The 264-nt window shown below is 70.5% G+C and carries 1 protein-coding gene; it reads left to right on the top strand.

Going from position 1 to position 264, the window contains the following annotated elements; all coding sequences use genetic code 11:
- The coding region (locus tag ACQQ92_RS08465) for a PKD domain-containing protein (RefSeq protein ID WP_427796248.1) at nucleotides 1-264 on the top strand (264 nt) is incomplete at both ends.

Raw genomic sequence — 264 nt, 5'->3', positions numbered from 1 at the left:
CGTCGACGGCCTCGACGTCTCCGGCGAGGCGCGCTCCGGCAAGCCGCTCAGGCTCCAGGCCAGGGTCTCCGGCGACACCGACGGCCTCAAGTACAAGTTCGTCTGGGAGAAGGGCGGCTGGGCCAAGTGGGGCACCGTCGGCGGCGGCTCCAGCTCCTCCGCCTCCTGCGAGTGGACCCCCTCCGAGCCCGGAGAGTACACCCTCTACCTCGACGTGATCGACGGCGAGCAGGCCAAGCACCTCACCCGCAAGGTGACGGTCGA

This window comes from Collinsella sp. SGI.241, assembly GCF_050312955.1.
In the GTDB taxonomy this organism is placed as follows: domain Bacteria; phylum Actinomycetota; class Coriobacteriia; order Coriobacteriales; family Coriobacteriaceae; genus Collinsella.
Note: the sequence above shows the minus strand (reverse complement) of the source record. Positions and strands in the feature narration are given on the sequence as shown.